Consider the following 19889-nt stretch of genomic DNA (forward strand, 5'->3'; position numbering starts at 1 on the left):
GCGCGGCTCAAATCTGGTACTGGCGTGCGGACTCCAGCATCCGCACGCTGATGCTTTCCAGACGATCGGCCACCGCCTTGGTCTGGGCCGCTGCCGTGACGTTGGTCTGAGTCATGATCGAAACCTGCTCCACATCGTTCGCCAGCAGCGTCATGGCCGCCCGCTGCTCGCTGGTGGCATGGGAAATGCCAACCACCATGTCGATGGCGGCCTGCATGCTGCCGCTGATTTTCCTGAGGGCCTCACCCACCTTGCTCACCACGGCGACACCGGAATTGACGCGATCCACACCGTTTGCCATGGTCTCGACCGCACTGGCCGCTTCATCGCGGATCGCCCCGGTCATGCCGCTGATCTCCTGGGTCGCCTGGGAAGTGCGCTCGGCCAGCTTGCGCACCTCGTCGGCCACCACGGCAAAGCCCCGGCCCTGCTCGCCCGCCCGCGCCGCCTCGATGGCGGCATTCAGCGCCAGCAGATTGGTCTGATCGGCAATCTCCCGGATCAGCCCGACGATGCGATTGATTTCATCGGAACGCTGGCCGAGCGATTCGATCTGCCGCGCCGAAGTCTGGATGAACTCGGCAAGCGCCTGAATCCGCTGGGCCGCCTCATCGCTGACGGCCAGCGCCGCTTGCGCCTCCTCGCCGGCACGCAGCGAAGCTTCCCGGGACATTTCGGCCTGCGCAGCCACCTCGCTGATCGAAACCGTCATCTGCTCCACGGCTGCCGCCGAGGAGGCCGTCGCATCGCTCTGCACGCGGCTGGCCTCATACACGTTGGCCACCCCGGTCTTGGCTTCCTGCGTCGCATTGGCCACCTGTTGCGCAATGTCCTCCACACCCCGGACCGTGGCACGCATGGCGCAAACGAAATCGAAAACACGCATGCTGATCGGGCCGATATAACGATGCGCCGTCATGGATGACGGCAGGGACTGGCGCAGATTGCCGGAAACCAGCAGTTGATCGATCCAGGCATTCAGCCCTTCGAGCGCCCGCCTGTTGCGCCAGGCAAACAGACCGATGAAGCCAAGCACGAACAGCATGGAAAATACCGCCAGCGGCAGGCTTTGAATTCCCAGCAGCATACTGACCGACGGTACCAGCGCGACCAGTGCCAATGGCGCCCACAAAACCCAGTCCGAGCGCCAGATACGCTTGAGCGACCAGCCCTGCTCGACAACCTTGCCGTGCTTGACGCCGATCGAGGTATCTCCCTTGAGGATCCGCCGATAGGCCTGCTCTGCGGCCTGGATTTCCTCCCGCGTCGGAGCGAAGCGCACCGACTGATAGCCGACCACCTTGCCGCCCGCGCCGCGCACGGGCGAGGCATTGGCCACCACCCAATAGTAGCCGCCATCCTTGCGCCAGTTCTTGACCACTCCGCGCCAGGGACGGCCCTGCTGCAGATCATCCCAAAGATCCTTGAAAGCCGCCGGCGGCATGTCGGGATGGCGCACGACGTTGTGCGCCTTGCCGACCAGCTCCTCGCGCGTAAAACCGCTCATCTCGACGAAGTTATCGTTGATCTCCTCGATCTGCCCCTTCAGGTTGGTGCGCGAATACAGCGAATCGCCTTCAGCAAAGCGTTTTTCGACATTGGTAACAGGAGCATTGATCTTCATCTTTTTGCCTGACCCAGGTAGGGATTTATAACTTTTGGGATATTACCCGAGTAATATCATCCCATGTCAAAATCCGGCAACGGGCCAGACTGCACCCGTCTCCAGGCCGCTGCGGCCAGTCGTTTCCGACCCCCGGCTCGGCTCAATATCCCACCGTCGATGCCTCTGCCGCCTTGACGATCAGCCGCACGTCGGCCGGCAGCAGGAAGCCCTGTGCCGCTGCGGCGTTGGCGGAGGCTTTCACGGCATTCACATAGGCCGTATGCGTCTGATAGGACGGCGTATCCGGCAGCGTTGCAAAGAGTGCCGTCGTGCCGAACAGGAAGCAGAAACTCTGCGCGTCGTTCCCCATCTCCTCCATGCTGCCCGGCTGGCCGTAGGCGGATATCGTTGCCGTCGGCACATCGACATAGGGCGTGCGGATCCCACCCAGCACATTGCCATGCGCATCGCGCACATAATCCGTGCCTGCCGGATTCACCGTCAGACGCGGCGCGATGGCCGGGCGCACACCCGCGGTGACCCAATTGTTCAGCGCGGCATAGGCGGCACTGGCGATGAAGTGCTGCGGCCCGGAGTTGACCGGCTTCGCACAGGTGACGATGCCCGGCATCGGCTCCTTGTTCTCCGTGACCTGCGCATTCTTGATGTCGTTGCCGTAGATGTCGAACAGGCCCGTCAGGGTATACAGATCGGCATGCGAAGTGCCGGCCATCTCCCAAAGACGGAAATTGTCGTCATCATCCTGCCGGCTGGAGTAGTAATTGAGCAGAAAGTTCTCGCTCTCGGTCTGCAACAGCATTACCGGCGCCTGGTCGGTGCGCACTTTCATCGCCAGATCCATACTGGCCGTCGGGTCCACCCCTGCCTTGTCCAGCGATCCCATGCCAAAAGGCCGGCTGTGGATCATGAAACCGTCAAACAGCCTGGTCAGCGGCGAAATCCCGTTGATATAGGTGGTCATGTACATGGCCGATTGCGACTGGCCGCTGGCGATCATTTTCTTGATCGTCAGGCCATCCAGCGGATTGAGGCCCTGCGGATGACGGATGGCCTGGGCCGCCTGCGAGAAGATGTCGAAGGAATAGGGATTGCCGGGATGCCGCAATGAACCATAGCGGAACCAGTCGAATGTCTTCAGCGGCAAGTCCATCATGCTGATGGCCCCGCCCCCGTCGATACCTTCCTTCTGCGCCGATACGCCCACCCAGGCATAACCGCTGCGGATCAGCTCGGTATGCGCATTGATCCAGCCCGGCGCCGCATCCAGGCCGCCGCTGACATTCAACCATTCGACGACCACCGTACCATTGAATTTCGCCGGATTCTTCGGCCGGTAAACGACGATGCGCGTCTTGTAGGGCTTGCTGTCGGGGACCGGATGCAGATTCCACCGGCCATCTTCCGGCAAACCCTGCTCATCGGGCGCATAGCGCACGGCATTGCCGGAAATGAAATATTCATCCGCCGTATAGCCGACCAGACCCAGCGGAAACATCGTCGAACTCACCGAGATCATGCCCAGACCGTTGCTGCTCGGCGGCGCCACCAATGGATTGGCGACAGACCCTTGCTGTGGAGATGTGCCACTCCCCGCTTCCGGCGGCGCGCCGTCATTCGACGAATCGCCGTTGCAGCCGGTCAGCAACACGCTTGCAAACAAGCCCACTACCAATGCAGCCTTGATCATCACCTTCACATTGCCCCCCCTGTCCAACCGTTATCGTTATCGACTTGTGCCGGGAAAATAGCATGGAACGGCGGCTACATCTGCCGAAATGAACAAAAATCCACGAATACGCAAAAAAGGCAGTAGAATCCCCGTCCCTTTCAATCACGCGTACGGAACCGGGATTTCATCCATGAAACTCAATTCGCTCGAGAATTTCCTGCTTTATGTCGCCGACCGCAATCCCGGCCAACCTGAATTCCTGCAGGCCGTCACCGAGGTCATGGAGAGCCTCTGGCCCTTCATCTCACAACATCCGCGCTATGCCGAGCAGGGCCTGCTCGAACGCCTGGTCGAACCGGAGCGCGTGATCAGCTTCCGCGTTTCCTGGGTCAATGACCATGGCGATGTCCAGGTCAATCGCGGCTACCGCATCCAGCACAGTTCGGCCATCGGCCCCTATAAGGGCGGCCTGCGCTTCCACCCCTCGGTGAATCTGTCCATCCTCAAGTTCCTCGGCTTCGAGCAAACCTTCAAGAATGCGCTGACCACCCTGCCCATGGGTGGCGGCAAGGGCGGTTCCGACTTCGACCCCAAGGGCAAGAGCCCCGGTGAAGTGATGCGTTTCTGCCAGGCCTTCATGACGGAACTCTTCCGCCACGTCGGCGCGGATACCGATGTGCCGGCCGGCGACATCGGTGTGGGCGGACGCGAGGTCGGCTATATGGCCGGGATGATGAAGAAACTCAGCAACCGCGCCGATTGCGTGTTCACCGGCAAGGGCCTGAGCTTCGGCGGCTCGCTGATCCGCCCGGAAGCCACCGGCTACGGCACGGTGTATTTCGCCGAGGAAATGCTCAAGCAGAAGGGCCGCAGCTTCGAAGGCGCCAGGGTCAGCGTGTCGGGCTCGGGCAACGTCGCCCAGTATTCCATCGAAAAGGCCATGGCGCTGGGCGCCAAGGTGGTGACGGTATCCGACTCCAGCGGCACCATCGTCGATGAAGACGGCTTCACCACCGAGAAGCTCGCCGAGCTGATGGAAGTCAAGAACCACCTGTATGGCCGCGTCAGCGACTATGCCAAGCGCATCAAGGTGAATTTCATTGCCGGCGCCACTCCCTGGCATGTGCCGGTGGACATCGCCCTGCCCTGCGCGACGCAGAACGAACTCAACGGCAAGGATGCCGAGACCCTGATCAAGAATGGCGTCGTCTGCGTCGCCGAGGGTGCCAACATGCCGTCCACCATCGAAGCCTACAAGATCTTCGAAGCCAACGGCGTACTGTACGCGCCGGGCAAGGCCAGCAATGCCGGCGGGGTTGCCACGTCGGGCCTGGAAATGAGCCAGAACGCCGTGCGCCTGTGCTGGACGCGCGAGGAAGTCGATCAGCGCCTGCACGGCATCATGCGCAACATTCACGAAGCCTGTCTGGAACATGGCCGCCGCGCCGATGGCACGGTGAGCTATGTGAATGGCGCGAACATCGCCGGCTTCGTCAAGGTGGCCGACGCGATGCTTGCGCAGGGCATCGTCTGAACCTGGAGTAAAATCTGCGGTCACTGCCTGCCAGGCGCTCGAATTTCCGCCATTCGTCTATCGGAGCCTCCATGTCCATCGATATTTCTGCCAAAGCCGCGGCCACTGCCGCCGCGCTCTCGCTGGCAGTGCTGTTGCCGTTGCCGGCTTTCGCCACCAATGGCTATTTCCAGCACGGCTACGGCATCAAGTCGCAGGGCATGGCAGGCGTGGGCATCGCCCTGCCGCAGGACGCGCTGGCCGCGGCCAACAATCCGGCAGGACAGGCTTTCCTCGGCAATCGCGCCGACCTCGGGCTGACCTGGTTCGTGCCCAAGCGCGGCGCCGAAGTCGTCGGCAGTCCCATGATCAGCGGCAACTATGACGGCAATGGCACCAGCAACTTTTTCATGCCCGAATTCGGCTACGTCACCCAGCTCTCGCCGAACCTGGCCGCCGGGGTGGCGGTGTATGGCAACGGTGGCATGAATACCGACTACGCGATCAACCCCTTTGCCGGTTTTGGCTCGACGGGGCCGCTGTACATGAACCTCGAACAGCTCTTCGTCTCGCCGGCGCTGTCCTGGAAACTCAACCCGCAGCATGCCTTCGGCGTTGCCGCGAACCTGGGCTATCAGCGTTTCTCGCTCAAGGGCGCGGATGCCTTTGCCGGCTCTTCCAGCGACCCGCTCAATCTGACCAATCGCGGCACCGACAGCAGCACCGGCTTCGGCGTGCGCCTGGGCTGGACCGGCCAGGTGTCGCCGTCGCTGACGCTGGGCGCGACCTGGGCCTCCAAAGTGCGCATGGGCCGTTTCGACAAGTATCAGGGCCTGTTCGCCGGACAAGGCGACTTCGACGTGCCGGCCAACTATGGTCTGGGCGCGGCCTGGCGGGCGACCGACGATCTGACCCTGGCGCTGGATGTGCAACGCATCGAATACAGCGACGTGAAGTCGGTCGGCAACCCGCTCGCCAATCTGCTTGCCGGCAATCCGCTCGGCTCCGGCAATGGCGGCGGCTTCGGCTGGCGCGACGTCACCGCCACCAAGCTGGGCATGAGCTATGTCTATAGCCGCGACCTGACGCTGCGCGCCGGCTACAGCCACAATACCCAGCCGATTCCCGCCGACCAGACGCTGTTCAACATCATTGCTCCCGGCGTCATCAAGCAGCACCTGAGCCTGGGCGGCTCCTGGCGGCTGGGCAGCAGCGAAGTGAGCGTGGCCTATACCCGCGCCTTCAAGAACACGGTATTCGGCGCCGGCTCGATCCCCGCCGTTCCCTTCGGCGGCGGCGAAGCCAACCTGCGCCTGGAAGAAGACATCCTCGGCGTCTCCTGGGGCTGGGATATGTGATGTGTAATGTGTGATGTGATGCCTGACAGGCATCACATCACAACATCAACGCATCAACCGAGGAACAGCCGGTACGCCGGATTGGCGCTCTCGTCCTGGTGACGGTAGCCGAGTTCCCTGAGGAAAGTCCGAAACTCCCGCATCTCGCCGGCCGGCACCTGCATGCCGACCAGCACCCGGGCCGTATCGGCGCCGTGGTTGCGATAGTGGAACAGCGAGATGTTCCAGCCTGCACTCATGTTTTCGAGAAAGCGCATCAACGCGCCAGGGCGCTCCGGAAACTCGAAGCGGTAAAGCAGCTCGTCGCCCACCTGCGGCGCCCGGCCGCCGACCATATGGCGGATATGCAGCTTGGCCATCTCGTTGTCCGACAGATCCAGGCTGGCCAGTCCCTTCTTCTCCAGTTGCGCGACCAGACGCGCGGTCTCCTCGCGATTGGCCACCTGTATGCCGACGAACACCTGCGCCACGCCGGGGCTGTCGTAACGGTAGTTGAACTCGGTGATATTGCGCGCGCCGAGCAGCGCGCAGAACTTGCGGAAGCTGCCGGGACGTTCCGGAATGCTCACGGCCAGGATCGCCTCGCGATGCTCGCCGACCTCGGCGCGTTCGGTGACGAAGCCGAGGCGGTCGAAATTCATGTTGGCGCCGGAAGCCACCGCTGCCAGGGTTTTGCCCTTCAGGCCATGGCGGTCGGCATATTCCTTGAGGCCGGCCAGTGCCAGCGCCCCCGCCGGTTCGAGGATGGCGCGCGTATCCTCGAAGACATCCTTGATCGCCGCGCAGATGGCATCGGTATCGACCAGTACCATCTCATCGACATGCGCTCGGCACAGACGGAAAGTCTCGCGGCCGACCTGCTTGACCGCCGTGCCATCGGCAAACAGGCCCACCTCATGCAGCATCACGCGGCGGCCTTCGCTGAGCGAACGCTGCATGGCGGCGGCGTCGACGGCTTCCACGCCGATGATTCTCGTCGCCGGACGCAGGCGCTTGACGTAGGCAGCCACGCCGGCAATCAGTCCGCCACCGCCCACCGGACAAAAAATCGCCTCGATCGGATCGGCATGCTGACGCAGGATTTCCATGCCGATGGTGCCCTGGCCGGCGATCACCTCGGGATCATCGTAGGGATGAACGAAGGTCAGTTGCTGCGCGGCTTCCAGCTCGCGGGCATGGTCGTAGGCTTCCTTGAAGGACTCGCCGGCCAGCAGCACCTCGCCGCCACGTCCGCGCACCGCGGCGATCTTGATCCGCGGCGTCGTCACCGGCATCACGATGACCGCCCGGCAGCCGAGCCGATGCGCCGCCAGCGCCACGCCCTGGGCATGATTGCCCGCCGAAGCGGTAATGACGCCGCGCTGCCGCTGCGCCGCCGGCAAATGCACCATCTTGTTGTAGGCGCCACGCAGCTTGAAGGAAAACACCGGCTGCATGTCCTCGCGCTTGAGCAGGATGCGGTTCTCGCTGCGCGCCGAAAGCTGCGGCAGGACATCCAGCGGCGTCTCGATGGCGACATCATAAACGCGGGCGTTGAGGATCTTTTCCAGGTAATCGATCTTGGCTGAACTCATGGTACGGAGAAAAAAGGAGAAACAGAAGCGGCAAGCCTATTCGGAAGCGGACGGCACGACAAGCAGGCGCAGGATGTACTGCGAGCTGTGTGTTGTGTACTGCGCGACTAGGACTCTGCCAGCCTGGCCAGACAGTCATCCACGCGCTCGAAGACATTGTCCGCCCCAACCTCGGCAATGAGGCCGGTGCGTTGCAGCTTGCCGAAGACATTGGCGCGCATTTCCGTCAGGATCAGGCGCGTGCCGCGCTTGCGGCAGTTGTTCTGCAGTTCGGTGAGCACGCGCAAGCCGGTGGCATCGATGAAAGGCACGTTGCCCAGATGCAGCACCAGCACCTGCATCCGGCTTTGGATCGACTGCAGTATGCCTTCCAGCTTCTCCACGGCGCCGAAGAAGAACGGCCCATCGATGCGATAGACCACCACGCCGGGCGGCAACTGTTTGCTGTCGCCCGCCTCATCGGCCAGCGGATGTTCCACCACTTCCACACTCTGCGCCATGCGCCGCATGAACAGCAGCGAGGACAGGATCACGCCGACATTCACCGCGATGACCAGATCGCCGAAGACCGTCAGGCCGAAGGTGATCAGCAGGATCAGCACATCCGAACGCGGCGCCGTGCGCAGCAGACGCAGAAAATGCGGCAGCTCGCTCATGTTCCACGCCACCACGAACAGGATCGCCGCCAGCGCGCACAGCGGGATATACGTCGCCAGCGGCGCCAGCAAGACGATGATCAGCACCAGCGTAAGCGCATGCGTGATGCCGGTCAGCGGACTGGTGGCGCCATTGCGGATGCCGGTCGCCGTGCGGGCGATGGCGCCGGTAGCGGCGAAACCGCCGAAGAGCGGCGCCAGGACGTTCGCCACGCCCTGGCCGATCAGTTCCTGATTCGGATCGTGACGGGTACCGGCCATGCCGTCGGCCACCACCGCCGAGAGCAGCGATTCGATGGCGCCCAGCAAGGCGATGGTGAACGCCGGGCCGACCAGCCGCATGATGTCGGCAAAACTCAGATCGGGCGGCGAGAAGCTCGGCAGGCTTTGCGGAATGCCGCCAAAAGCGCTGCCGATGGTCGCCACGCCGTCGAAGTCGAAGAACGCCTGCAGGGCCGTGGCCAGGCTCATGGCCACCAGCGGCGCGGGAATGCGCTTGAAAATGCGCGGCGAGATCAGCAGCACGGCCAGGCTGAAGCAAGCCAGCGCGGTCGTCGTCAGATGCAGGCCGGGAAAGGCGAGGATCAACTGTTGCAGCTTTTCATGGAAATGCTCGCCGCCGGCCACAGGATGCAGGCCGAAGAAATCCCGCCACTGGCCAATGAAAATGATCAGTGCGATGCCGCTGGTGAAGCCGGTGATCACCGGATAGGGAATGTACTTGATCACCGTGCCCAGCCGCGCCAGGCCCAGCGCCAGCAGGATGCATCCGGCCATCAGCGTGGCCACCTGCAAGCCGGCAAAACCATACTTCGCCGTGACGCCGGCCAGGATGACGACGAAAGCCCCGGTCGGTCCGGCGATCTGCAGCCGCGTGCCGCCGAACAGCGACACCGCCAGACTGGCGACGATGGCGGTGTACAGCCCATGCTCCGGCTTTACCCCGCTGGCGATGGCGAAGGCCAGCGCCAGCGGCAGAGCGACCACGCCGACGATCAGCCCGGCCACCAGATTGCGCGCCCAGTGCGCCCGTCCCCACAGGCCGGCCTGGCGTGCTTCAAGCAAGGCGATCATCGCGGCTCCTCTCCAAAAGCCCAGAAAGACAAAAGGCCGGTGCCATCATTGACGGCACCGGCCCGGGACTGCCCACGTCCGGCCTACAGACGCTCGATGATGGTGCCGGTGCCGACTGCCGCGCCGCAACACATGGTGATGAAGGCGGTCTGCTTGCCGGTGCGCTCGAGTTCGTGCAGGGCGGTGACGATCAGGCGGGTGCCGGTCGAGCCGACCGGATGGCCCAGCGCGATGGCGCCGCCATTCACGTTCACCTTGCTCATGTCGGGGTTGTACACGCTGGCCCACGACAGGACGACGGTGGCGAAGGCTTCGTTGATTTCGATGATGTCGAAATCCTTCATCGACATCTTCGACTTCTTCAGGATCAGCTCGGTGGCATCCACCGGGCCGTCGAGCAGATAGTACGGATCGGTACCGACGCAGACATCGGAGATGATGCGCGCGCGCGGCTTCAGACCCAGGGCCTGGGCTTTCTCCTTGCTCATCCAGAGGATGGCGGCCGCGCCGTCGGAAATCTGCGAGGCGTTGCCGGCGGTGGTGGTGCCGCCTTCCTGCAGGGACTTCAGCCCCGCCAGACCTTCCAGCGTGGTCGGACGCGGCCCCTGATCCTTCGTGACGAGCCGGGTTTCACCCGTCGGCTCGCCGTCCGCGCCGAGAATGGGCGCTTCGATCGGCAGCACTTCGCGGTCGAAGTGACCGGCCGCCCAGGCCGCCGCCGCCTTGCGCTGCGACTCGAAGGCGAACTGGTCGATGTCCTCGCGCTTCAGGCCGCGCTTCTTGACCATGCGCTCGACGCTGGTGAACTGTTCGCGCGTCATGTCATAGGGCCAGCCTTCCGGATGGAAGTAGCCGGGGCCGTTCATCACGTTCATGCCCAGGCCGACGCGGCTCATCGACTCGACGCCGCAGGCGATGCCGATATCCAGCGAACCGCCCTGGATCATGGCGGAAATCATGGCGTTGGCCTGCTGGGCCGAACCGCACTGCGAATCGACGGTGGTCGCGCCGGTCTTCCAGGTCTTGTTGAGCCACAACCAGGCATTGCGCGCCAGGTTGTTCGACTGTTCGCCGGCTTGCGTCACACAACCGGCGATGACCTGTTCGATGTCCTCGTGCTTCAGGCCGTTACGGGTGACCAGGCTGTCGAGCAGCTTGGAAAGCAGGATGACCGGATGGACGCCGGACAGATCGCCCACGATGGGTTTGCCACGACCAATCGGCGAACGAATGGCATCGACGATGACGGCTTCACGCATGTTGCATTCCTTTCAATTGAATTTGTTCGAGCGGCCGATTGCCGATTACATGTAGCGGACGATCATTTCATACAAAACGGCCGGCTTTTCCGAACCGACGACGTGAATGGCGAATTCGCGCGTCAGCTCCATGCCGCCCTTGGCGCCCGCCTCGGCCTTGACCACGCGGGCGCGCATGTGGATCTTGCTGCCCGAGGGCACGGCGCCGACGAAGCGCAGCTTGTTCGAGCCGTAGTTCACCATGAAGTTGGAGCCGGTGATTTCGAAGGTTTCCGGAATGCGCATCTGCGTCATCAGCGAGAGCGTCAGGAAACCATGGGCGATGGTCGTGCCGAAGGGGCCGCTCTTGGCCGCTTCCGGGTCGACGTGGAGGAAATATTTGTCGCCGGTGAGATCAGCAAACTTGTTGATGGTGTCCTGGGTGACTTCAAACTGATTGCTGTAGTCGCCCCACTCTTCGCTGACCAGGCCCTGCAGGGCGGCGATGTCGTCGAACTGAATCTTCTGCATGTGGATCTTCCTTCTTACATGGCCGGGACGGCGAAACCGTCCTTGACCGGCGTCCGCTTGGCGAAGTAGTCGCCCAGATGCCGGGCCACGCCATCGACGCTCCAGGCTTCATCGCTGTCGAAGTTCGGGCCGACGGTCGGACGCTGGACGACGGAAATCTGCTTGCCCCAGACGACGAAGACTTCGCCGGAGACATTGGCGGCGCGCGGGCTGGCGAGATAGCCGACCAGCGGGCTGATGTGCTCGGGCGCGAAGTAGTCGAAGCCGCTCTCGGGCTTCTCGAACATCGCGGCGATCGGGCCGGTGGAAGTCATCGCGGTGCGCGCACGCGGGCAGATGACGTTGGCGGTCACGCCCGACTTGAACAGCGCCTGGGCAGCGCCCATGGTCATGGCGACGATGCCGGCCTTGGCGGCGGCATAGTTGGGCTGGCCGACGGAACCGAACAGGAAGGCTTCCGAGGAGGTGCTGATCATGCGGCCATACACCGGCGCATTCTCGGCCTTGGACTTGTCGCGCCAGTACTTGGCGGCATGGCGCATGTTGCAGAAATGGCCCTTGAGATGCACGCGCACCACGGCGTCGAAATCCTGCTCGCTCATGTTGAAGAGCATGGCATCCTTGCAGAAGCCGGCGTTATTCACCAGGATGTTGAGGTCGCCGTAGGTGTCGACGGCGGTCTTGAACAGGGCCTCGGTCGCACCCCAGTCGGCACAATCGCCGAAGTGGGCGACGGCTTCGCCACCGGCGCTCTTGATTTCCTCGACCGTCTTGCGCGCCGGCTCTTCACCCGCCGCCGAACCGCCCAGATCGTTGATGACCACGCGGGCGCCCATCTTCGCCAGCAGCAGGGCATGTTCACGCCCCAGGCCAGCGCCGCCGCCGGTGATGATGGCAACCTTGCCGTCCAATTCGCTCATGGTTTCTCCTCAGTTCGATGTTAATGGTTAACGCGGGGACTCTAGCACAGGCGATGCCGCAAACTCATCATCCAGACGGACTACAGGACACCAACCCACCCCCGTTTCCGCCTGCCGCAGTGAGCATGCACTCTGCGCAAAACCGCGCCGACACATGAATCGCGCCTTGCGGGGCGCGCCAGACTCAATGACTGATGAAAAGCGGCGGACGTTCCGGAAAACTCAGGGTGCGGCGAATTTCGACGACATCGTAGCCACGCCGCAAGTCCGGCGGAAAAGCCGCGAAGGGAGCGCACATTTCTATGATGCGCCGCGCCGCCTCGTCGAGTTCCTGACTGCCGCTGCTCTTGGCGACGCGCACATTCTCCAGGCTGCCGTCGCTGCGGATGCGGACGATCACGACCACCGGCCCATGCACCAGGTTGCGCGACAAGCGCGGATAATTGACATTGCCGATGCGGCGGATTTTCTCCTCCCAGCTATCGCCGTAAAAGGAAAGCTGCAGCTCGCTCGGATTGCGGCCGAGGATACTGCCACGCGAGGCAGGCGCTGGCGGCAATGCGCTCTCCTGCGTGCCCGACGCGCGCAATGGCAGATCGGACAAGCCGCCCGCGCCATGTCGCGCCATCTCCATGGCCCGGCGGGCGAGATCCTGACCCAGCCCTTGCTTCGCTGCGCCTTCCGTTGCCGTTTTCGTTTCTTTCCCGGTCTCTGCCGGCCCGCTGCTGGCAACCGCCGCAGCTTCAAGACGGGCGCGCTCGGCGGCCAGCGCCTGCTCGCGCTGGCGAAGCGCATCCTCGGCCGCCCTCGCCTGGGCTTCGGCCCGCGCTTGCGCCTCGGCTTCCGCCCTTGCCTGTGCCTCTGCGCGTGCTTTGGCTTCGGCCTCAGCCTGGGCCCGCACCAGGGCAGCGGCCTTTGCTTCCTCTTTTTCTCTTTCGGCCTGCTCCCGGCGGCGTTTTTCCTCAAGCAGCCGGACGGCATGCTCGGCCTGGCGCCGTTCTTCCGCCGCCAGCGCGGCAAGCCGCTGACGTTCCTGCGCTTCGGCTGCGGCGAGGCGACGCAGGCGTTCAGCTTCGGCCTCGGCGGCAGCGGCTTCCTCGGCCGCTTGTCTGGCCAGAGCCTGCTGTTCGGCCTTGCGTCGCGCTTCATCTGCCTGGGCCTGGGCCAGCGCCTGCTGCGCTTCAAGTTGCCGTTGCCGCTCCAGCGCGGCGATACGTTCGGCTTCGGCGCGTTCCCGTTCTACATCTGCACGTTCACGCGCCAGTCGCGCCGCCTCAGCCTCTGCCTCAACGCGGGCCGCTTCGGCGATCTGCGCCAGACGCTGCTGCTCGCGCAGTTCGGCCTCACGCCTGGCCTCGATTTCGGGATCGGGCTCAGGCTCGGCCACTTCAGGTTCGAGTCTGGCCTCGGCGGCTATTTCGCTTTCGGTATCGTCCGCCACGCGCATCTCGGCGGCCGGCTTCTCGATCTCCGGCTCGACTTCCGTCCTGGCCTCGATGCGCCAACTTTCTTCCTGCGCATCGGCTTCCAGGCTGAGCACCGGCGGACCATCGCTGGCCTTCTCATGCACCTTGGCCGCGGCTACTCTGGCCCTGGTCTTCGCCCTGGCCGGAGGAGAGGCCGATTCCTGCGCCACGACAGGCGGCGGACTTGCCTTCTTCGGCCGCAAGCTGCTCTGGATAACGCCCCTGGCCGGCGGCGCCGTGACGGTTACGGGAGGCAATTCCAGCGGCAAGGCCGAGGCAGGAGCAAGCGCCACATCCTTTCTTGCCGCGCGCAATTCGATATGCAGCGTTGGCGGCGGCACCCTGGCCTGACGCGCACCCCAGGTCCAGCCCATTGCCGGCAGCCCCTTGCCGGGTGCGCCAAACTGCAGGGACAGGATGGCCAGATGCAGAATGATGCTGAATACCAGGGAAGGCCCCAGGTAATGTTCACCGCGCTGCATCGTCAGCCGTCGGAGTAAGTGTGGAACATGCGTGGCAAACGAACGAACTGTTCAAACGGACAAGCGGACAAACGAAAAAGGCCCCTGATGAAACAACATTCAGGGGCCTGGATCTGGTGGTGATGGGTGGACTTGAACCACCGACCCCCGGATTATGAATCCGGTGCTCTAACCGGCTGAGCTACATCACCGTCGCCTGCAAACCGCAAACTGCGCGCAGGGGCGCCGCTGGCGAAAGGCGGAATTATCCTTGTTCGCTCCAAACCTTGTCAAGCCGGCGGCAGTTCGCGACAATGCCGGGATGTCCAGAAGTCCTGTCTCATCTGAACCATACGACGTGATCATCGTCGGCGCTGGCCTCGCCGGCCTCGCCCTTGCCGTGGCATTGCGCGGCAGCCGGCTGTCGATTGCCCTGGTCGAAGGCCGCGCGCCCCAGCCGTCCCGCGCTACACAGACCGACTGGGATACGCGCGTCTATGCCATCAGCCCGTCGAACGCGCGCTTTCTCGACGGCATCGGCGTCTGGCGCCACCTCGATCCGGACAGCCCGCAAACGCGCCTCGTCCCGGTGCAGCAGATGAGCGTGCATGGCGACCAGGGCGGAAGCCTCGATTTCTCCGCCTATGCCAGCGGCGCGGATGAGCTGGCCTGGATCGCCGAATCCTCGCTGCTGCAGCATGAACTCTGGGAAACGGCCAAACGCCAGGCCAATCTCGACCTGTACTGCCCGGCGCGGCCGCAGGCACTCGATATCGACGCGCCGGCTGCTCGATTGAGGCTGGAAGATGGCCGCACGCTGCGCGCCAGACTGATCGTCGCCGCCGACGGTGCGGACTCCTGGACGCGCCAGGCAGCCGGCATCGAGGTGCATTTCCAGCCTTACGAACAAATGGGCGTCGTCGCCAACTTCAACTGCAGCCGGCCGCATCGCGCCACGGCATTCCAGTGGTTTCGCCGCGATGGCATTCTGGCCTGGCTGCCGCTGCCCGGCGAGCGGATTTCCATGGTCTGGTCGACGCCCGAACGCCATGCTCGCGAACTGCTTGCACTACCTGCCGAGGAGCTGTCCCAGCGCGTTGCCGCGGCGGGCAACGACCACCTGGGCGCACTCGATCTGCTCACGCCGCCGGCGGCCTTCCCCTTGCGCCTGATGCGCGCGCCGCAGGTGGTCGCGCCGCGTCTGGCCCTGATCGGCGATGCCGCGCATACCATCCACCCGCTCTCGGGGCATGGCATCAATCTGGGTTTCAAGGATGCGCAGGCGCTGGCGGCCGTGCTCACCGCCAAGCCGGAACATGTGGATTGCGGCGAGCTACCGCTGCTGCGCGCCTACGAACGCACGCGCAGCGAGGAAGTGCGCGCATTACAATTCGCCACGCACGCCCTGCAACGCCTGTTCCAGCCGGATCTCGCACCACTGGCCTGGCTGCGCAATACCGGACTGAACCTGACCAATGCGTTGCCGGTCATAAAGAACGCACTGGTGCGCTACGCGCTGGGTTGATCCACTTTTCCCGTTGCATCCCCTTCCCCCGTTTCCGGAGTCCTCATGTCGAAGAAAAGCCTCTATTGCCTGCTGTCCGCATTCCCATTCCTGCTCACGACCGTTCTGGCGCATGCCGGCGAGGCGGAGGTCCGCAAGGCAGCCAACGGCCTGTTCCGTCCCGGCACCCAGATCGATGAAATCCGCAAGGCCGAAATTGCCGGTATCTATGAAGTACGCGTCGGCAGCAATCTTTTTTATTTCGATGAGAAAGGCAAGTACGCCATCATGGGCGACATCATCGATACCGGATCGAAGCGCAACCTGACCGAGGAAAAACGCGACAAGCTGTCGGCCATCAAGTTTTCCGACCTGCCGCTGGATCAGGCCATCAAGACCGTGCGCGGCAACGGCAAGCGCGTCTTCGCCACGTTCGAGGATCCGAACTGCGGCTATTGCAAGAAGCTGGCGCGCGACATCGTGACCCTGACCGACTTCACGATGTACACCTTCCTCTATCCCATACTCAGCCCGGATTCGGCCGAAAAATCCCGCAACATCTGGTGCGCCGCCGACCAATCGAAAGCCTGGATCGGCTACATGACGGCGGGCGCCAATCCGGCACCGGCCAACTGCGACACCCCGATCGAAAAGAATCTCGAGCTCGGGCAAAGGTACAACATCCAGGGCACCCCCAACATCATCCTCACCAATGGCACGCGTCTTCCCGGCTATGTTTCCGCAGCACAGCTCGACCAGATGCTGAACCAGATCGCCACGGGCAAGGGCACGGGCAAGTAGACCGCTGCGTAGTGTGTAGGGCGTTGCACGCGCGGTACACCTAGCGCGCCCGCAGCGGGCACGGCACGTCTATCTGAAAAGCAGAAGCCGCACGACCAGGCTACGGCGTGCGGCTTCTGCTTTTCAGCGACCTTTTCAACAACCGGAAATTACTTCTTCACCGGCTCGCCCAGATAATCGTTGGTCACCTGCGCGGCCAGATAGCCCGGCCCGCCGAGGATCATGCCGCCCGGATACATCGAAGCGCCGCCGAGGAACAGGCCGTCGATCGGCGTCTCGCTGCAGGAACACAGGTCGTTCGGCCGCAGATAGCCGAGTTGCAGCGTCGAGTAGGCGCCGTGCTTGTAGGAGCCGCGGTGCATGGTGGTGAGCTTTTCCTCGATGTCGATCGGCGAGACGGTGCGTTGCTGCACCACCTTGTCCACCGTGGCGTACTGCTTGATGAGATCGAGGCAGCCGGCGGCGAACGCCGGCGTGCGGGCGCGCCACTCGGGATCGTAGGCGACCACGGCTTCGGCGCGGATCACGCTGTGGTTGGGTGGCGCCATGGTCTTGTCGAAAGTCGTCGGCTGGGCGATGTGCAGCCATTCGGGGCCATTCGTGGTTTTGCCGTCGACGCGGTCGAGGTGATCGAGCAGTTCGTCCTCGGTCTCCAGGCCGATGAATACCGTCATCGCTTCATTCACCCGCGGATCCTGGGCGTTGTAGCGCACGCCGCCGTCGATGCCCAGATGCAGGCCGAAGAAGGAGCGTTCTTCCCAGCGCCAGTTGTCGACCGCCTGATGCAGGGCGTAAGGCACGTCGTCCTTGGGCAGCAGTTGCTTGAAGGTCTGCACCGGATTCAGGGTAGACACCACCGCATCGGCCATGAAGCGCCGGCCGTCCTGCAGCTCGACGCCGGTAACACGGTTGTCCTCGACCAGAATGCGGGTGACTTCATTCTCGTCGATCACCGTGCCGCCATTCTTCACGAAGACGCGATACATCCCGGACGAGAGCCGGTGCGAACCGCCCTTGACGAAGGCAGCATCCAGCATGCGGCCCAGATACAGCGGATAGAGAAAACCCAGCGGGTCGGCCAGATGGATGCCCCACATTGCCGGGAAACTCAGCAACGCCATGCGCACGCGCGGGTGGGTGAAGCCGTAGTGGTCGATGACTTCGAGGCAACTCAGTTCGGAAATCTCGGCCAGTTTGGCGCCGACTTCGGTCTCACCGAATTCGGCGAGCTGGTCGAGCGCGGGCTTGGGCAGCTCGTAGGTCATGGGGATCAGGTAGTCGTCCAGCATGGGCTGGAATTCGTCCCACATGGCGAGGTAGGCCGCCGCATCTTCCTTGCTGAACTGGGCGATGGACTCGGCGGTTTCCTTGACATCACGGGTGAAGATCAGCGAGCTGCCGTCCTTGAACGGAAAAGCCGCAACCACGTGAGGATAAAGATAGCGCACGCCGAAGTTCGCCAGATCGAGATCCTTCCAGGCCGGCATCTTCTCGGCCATCAGGTGATAGATGGCGTGCAGGTTGAAACGGAAGCCGAAGTATTCATCGGTATTCAGGCCGCCGCCGGTTTCGTGACGGCGCTCGAAGAGCACCACCTTGTGGCCGGTCTTGGCCAGATAGGCGCCGGCGAGCAGGCCATTGGGGCCGCCACCGATGACGATGGCGTCAAACTTGGTTTCATTGCTCATGTTCTGTTCCTGTCCTCTGCGTTGTTCAGACTTTCCATTTATCCGCCACGCCCGCATTCAGCGGAATGTTGCCCAGATTGCCCATGAACCACTCGAAAGGCTGGCTGATCCACCAGGACTGGTTGCGGCAGCCCAGATCCTCGGCCAGCTCGACGGCGGCGATGTAGCCGGAGGCCAGATGCGTGGCGCCGAAAGGATGGATGGAGTTGGACAGATACAGGCCGGGAATGAAGGTGCGCGAAGCGCCATTGACGCAAACGCCGGGCAGCGGGCGGTTCTCGCCGGCCTGCTCGGGAATGGCCGAACCGCCGATCATGTTGCCGCGCACGGCGGAAGGATTGGAGTTCTCCTGATCCATGGGCGTGTTGATGTGGCGCTCGATGATCAGATCCTTGAAACCCGGCGCCATCTTTTCGTAGAGGTCGTCCATGGTGTCGGCCAGCGCCTCGCCGAAGCCTTCACGCCAGCTCGACCAGCCGTTGAGCGTCTTGTTGCCCCACTTGCGCGGCGACGGCGGCACGGTGATCCAGGTCGACACCACGTGGTGGCCGGCGGGTGCCTGCGACGGATCGGCCAGCGTCGGATTGAACCAGCCGCCCATGGTCTGGGTCGGCATGATGCCGGCCATCACCTGGCTTTGCGCGTTGCGCACGTCGTCGATCGAGTCCGGGCCGAAATAGCCGACCCAGCAACGCTGGATGGCCGGGTCGTATTCGGCGGACTTGAACACCGGCGCATCCTTCATGGCGTAATACATGCCCAGCAACTGCGGATCGTCGTAGTTGAAGTACTTGATGCGGCGCATCCAGTCGGGGCCGATGACTTCCTCGCCGAGCAGCTTGGTGAAGGTCGGCGTGAGCGTCAGATTCGAGACGATGTTCTTCGCGCGGATTTCCTCGCCGGGCATCAGCGCGTCCTCGGACAGCTTGATGCCGACGGCGCGGCCGTTCTCGACGATGATCTTGGAAACCGGACAGGTCGTCCAGATTTCGCCGCCATGCTTCACGAAGCAGCGCACCAGCGCGTGATTCAGCGCATGCGAGCCGCCCTTGGCGGTATGCACGGCCATCGGGTTCATGCCGCACAGCCCCAGCACGGTGGGCGCCACGCGGCGATTGAGCGGCCACTGGCCGGTGTACTCGCCCAGCGTGCCGGGCACCAGGCGCACCTTCTCGGATTCATAAACGAGTTCGAGCAGCTCGAAGCCGGTCATGCGCATCACGTCGTCGCCGTCGATCGGCAGGCCCAGATGCTTGCACAGGCCGTCGTTCAGCTTGGCGATGCGCTCGGCCAACGCCATGGTCGGGCGCGAATACTGCATCTGTCCATTGATTTCCAGCGCTTCCTGCATGTGCATCATGCCGAATTCCATGATGCGGCCGAGCAGCGCGGCGTCCTTCTCGGAATGCCGCGCGATGCTGGCCATGGTGATGCCGGGGTCCAGCGCCTGCACGGTATTCGTGCCGTCGGCGTGCGGCATGGCGAAGATCACGTCGGTGCCGAGCAGCTCCAGATTGAATTTTTCCAGCTCCAGATCGGCCATCGGCGGGCTCATCGCCGGCACCAGCCAGGTGGCGTGGGTGTTGAACAAAAAGCCGGGGCGGCCCAGCTCGATGGTGTCGCAGTGCGCGCCGCACTGGCCGCGCGCCTCGAACACACCGACCGACAGACCGGCTTTCTGCAGATAACAGGCGGTGGTCAGGCCGTTGATGCCGCCGCCGATGATGATGACATCGTAGTTTTTCATTTAGGCTCCATCGTTCCATCGCGCCATCCACCAACGGACGGCGCTTCATCAATCAATGCAAA

General features: G+C 63.3%; 14 protein-coding genes and 1 tRNA gene. 4 read left to right on the forward strand and 11 right to left on the reverse strand.

All coding sequences use genetic code 11. The features are described from left to right. Positions 1-7: 7 nt before the first annotated feature. Both SDENCHOL_RS13170 and SDENCHOL_RS13175 read right to left on the reverse strand, forming a co-directional pair. Positions 8-1624 carry a methyl-accepting chemotaxis protein gene (locus tag SDENCHOL_RS13170; RefSeq protein ID WP_067170530.1) on the reverse strand — a complete coding sequence of 539 codons (1617 nt, stop codon included), beginning with the start codon at positions 1622-1624 and terminating at the stop codon, positions 8-10. 142 nt (positions 1625-1766) lie between these two features. Then, complete coding sequence (locus tag SDENCHOL_RS13175; protein WP_153011280.1) at positions 1767-3314, reverse strand: alpha/beta hydrolase domain-containing protein; 1548 nt, start codon at positions 3312-3314, stop codon at positions 1767-1769. Positions 3315-3486: 172 nt separating this feature from the next. Between SDENCHOL_RS13175 and gdhA the strand changes: the two genes are divergently transcribed. After that, the gene (gene gdhA / locus SDENCHOL_RS13180) at positions 3487-4830 is read left to right on the forward strand and encodes an NADP-specific glutamate dehydrogenase (protein ID WP_067170536.1); all 1344 of its coding nucleotides are present in this window, start codon (positions 3487-3489) and stop codon (positions 4828-4830) included. Positions 4831-4901: 71 nt separating this feature from the next. After that, entirely contained in the window at positions 4902-6167 is a 1266-nt protein-coding gene (locus SDENCHOL_RS13185; RefSeq protein ID WP_067170538.1) for an OmpP1/FadL family transporter, read from the forward strand. Between the two features lie 53 nt (positions 6168-6220). Here SDENCHOL_RS13185 and ilvA read toward each other — a convergent pair whose 3' ends face one another. The 7 genes from ilvA to SDENCHOL_RS13220 all read right to left on the reverse strand — a co-directional run bounded on the left by ilvA (position 6221) and on the right by SDENCHOL_RS13220 (position 14299). After that, positions 6221-7741, reverse strand: coding sequence for a threonine ammonia-lyase, biosynthetic (ilvA, locus tag SDENCHOL_RS13190; RefSeq protein WP_067170540.1), 1521 nt, complete (start codon positions 7739-7741; stop codon positions 6221-6223). A gap of 107 nt (positions 7742-7848) precedes the next feature. Beyond that, the gene (locus tag SDENCHOL_RS13195) at positions 7849-9471 is read right to left on the reverse strand and encodes a SulP family inorganic anion transporter (protein WP_067170543.1); all 1623 of its coding nucleotides are present in this window, start codon (positions 9469-9471) and stop codon (positions 7849-7851) included. Between the two features lie 83 nt (positions 9472-9554). Then, positions 9555-10730: a steroid 3-ketoacyl-CoA thiolase gene (locus SDENCHOL_RS13200; protein WP_067170546.1), complete on the reverse strand. Its 1176-nt coding sequence runs from the start codon at positions 10728-10730 to the stop codon at positions 9555-9557. A gap of 45 nt (positions 10731-10775) precedes the next feature. Beyond that, positions 10776-11240 carry a MaoC family dehydratase gene (locus SDENCHOL_RS13205; RefSeq protein WP_067170548.1) on the reverse strand — a complete coding sequence of 155 codons (465 nt, stop codon included), beginning with the start codon at positions 11238-11240 and terminating at the stop codon, positions 10776-10778. 14 nt (positions 11241-11254) lie between these two features. Beyond that, positions 11255-12160, reverse strand: coding sequence for an SDR family NAD(P)-dependent oxidoreductase (locus tag SDENCHOL_RS13210; RefSeq protein ID WP_067170550.1), 906 nt, complete (start codon positions 12158-12160; stop codon positions 11255-11257). A gap of 184 nt (positions 12161-12344) precedes the next feature. Next, positions 12345-14108 (reverse strand): cell envelope integrity protein TolA, encoded by a 1764-nt coding sequence (tolA, locus tag SDENCHOL_RS13215; protein ID WP_067170553.1) that lies wholly within the window; start codon positions 14106-14108, stop codon positions 12345-12347. 114 nt (positions 14109-14222) lie between these two features. Continuing rightward, a tRNA-Met gene (locus tag SDENCHOL_RS13220) sits at positions 14223-14299 on the reverse strand. Positions 14300-14445: 146 nt separating this feature from the next. On the opposite strand from SDENCHOL_RS13220, the gene SDENCHOL_RS13225 reads away from it, so the two are divergent. Beyond that, positions 14446-15612, forward strand: a complete 1167-nt coding sequence (locus tag SDENCHOL_RS13225; protein ID WP_331844123.1) for a UbiH/UbiF family hydroxylase — start codon at positions 14446-14448, stop codon at positions 15610-15612. Positions 15613-15657: 45 nt separating this feature from the next. Beyond that, entirely contained in the window at positions 15658-16392 is a 735-nt protein-coding gene (locus SDENCHOL_RS13230) for a DsbC family protein (RefSeq protein WP_154717260.1), read from the forward strand. A gap of 149 nt (positions 16393-16541) precedes the next feature. Here SDENCHOL_RS13230 and SDENCHOL_RS13235 read toward each other — a convergent pair whose 3' ends face one another. Continuing rightward, positions 16542-18080, reverse strand: coding sequence for a phytoene desaturase family protein (locus SDENCHOL_RS13235; RefSeq protein WP_067170561.1), 1539 nt, complete (start codon positions 18078-18080; stop codon positions 16542-16544). Between the two features lie 25 nt (positions 18081-18105). After that, complete coding sequence (locus tag SDENCHOL_RS13240; protein WP_067170564.1) at positions 18106-19827, reverse strand: phytoene desaturase family protein; 1722 nt, start codon at positions 19825-19827, stop codon at positions 18106-18108. Positions 19828-19889 lie beyond the last annotated feature (62 nt).

Source organism: Sterolibacterium denitrificans (genome assembly GCF_900174485.1).
Lineage (GTDB): Bacteria > Pseudomonadota > Gammaproteobacteria > Burkholderiales > Rhodocyclaceae > Sterolibacterium > Sterolibacterium denitrificans.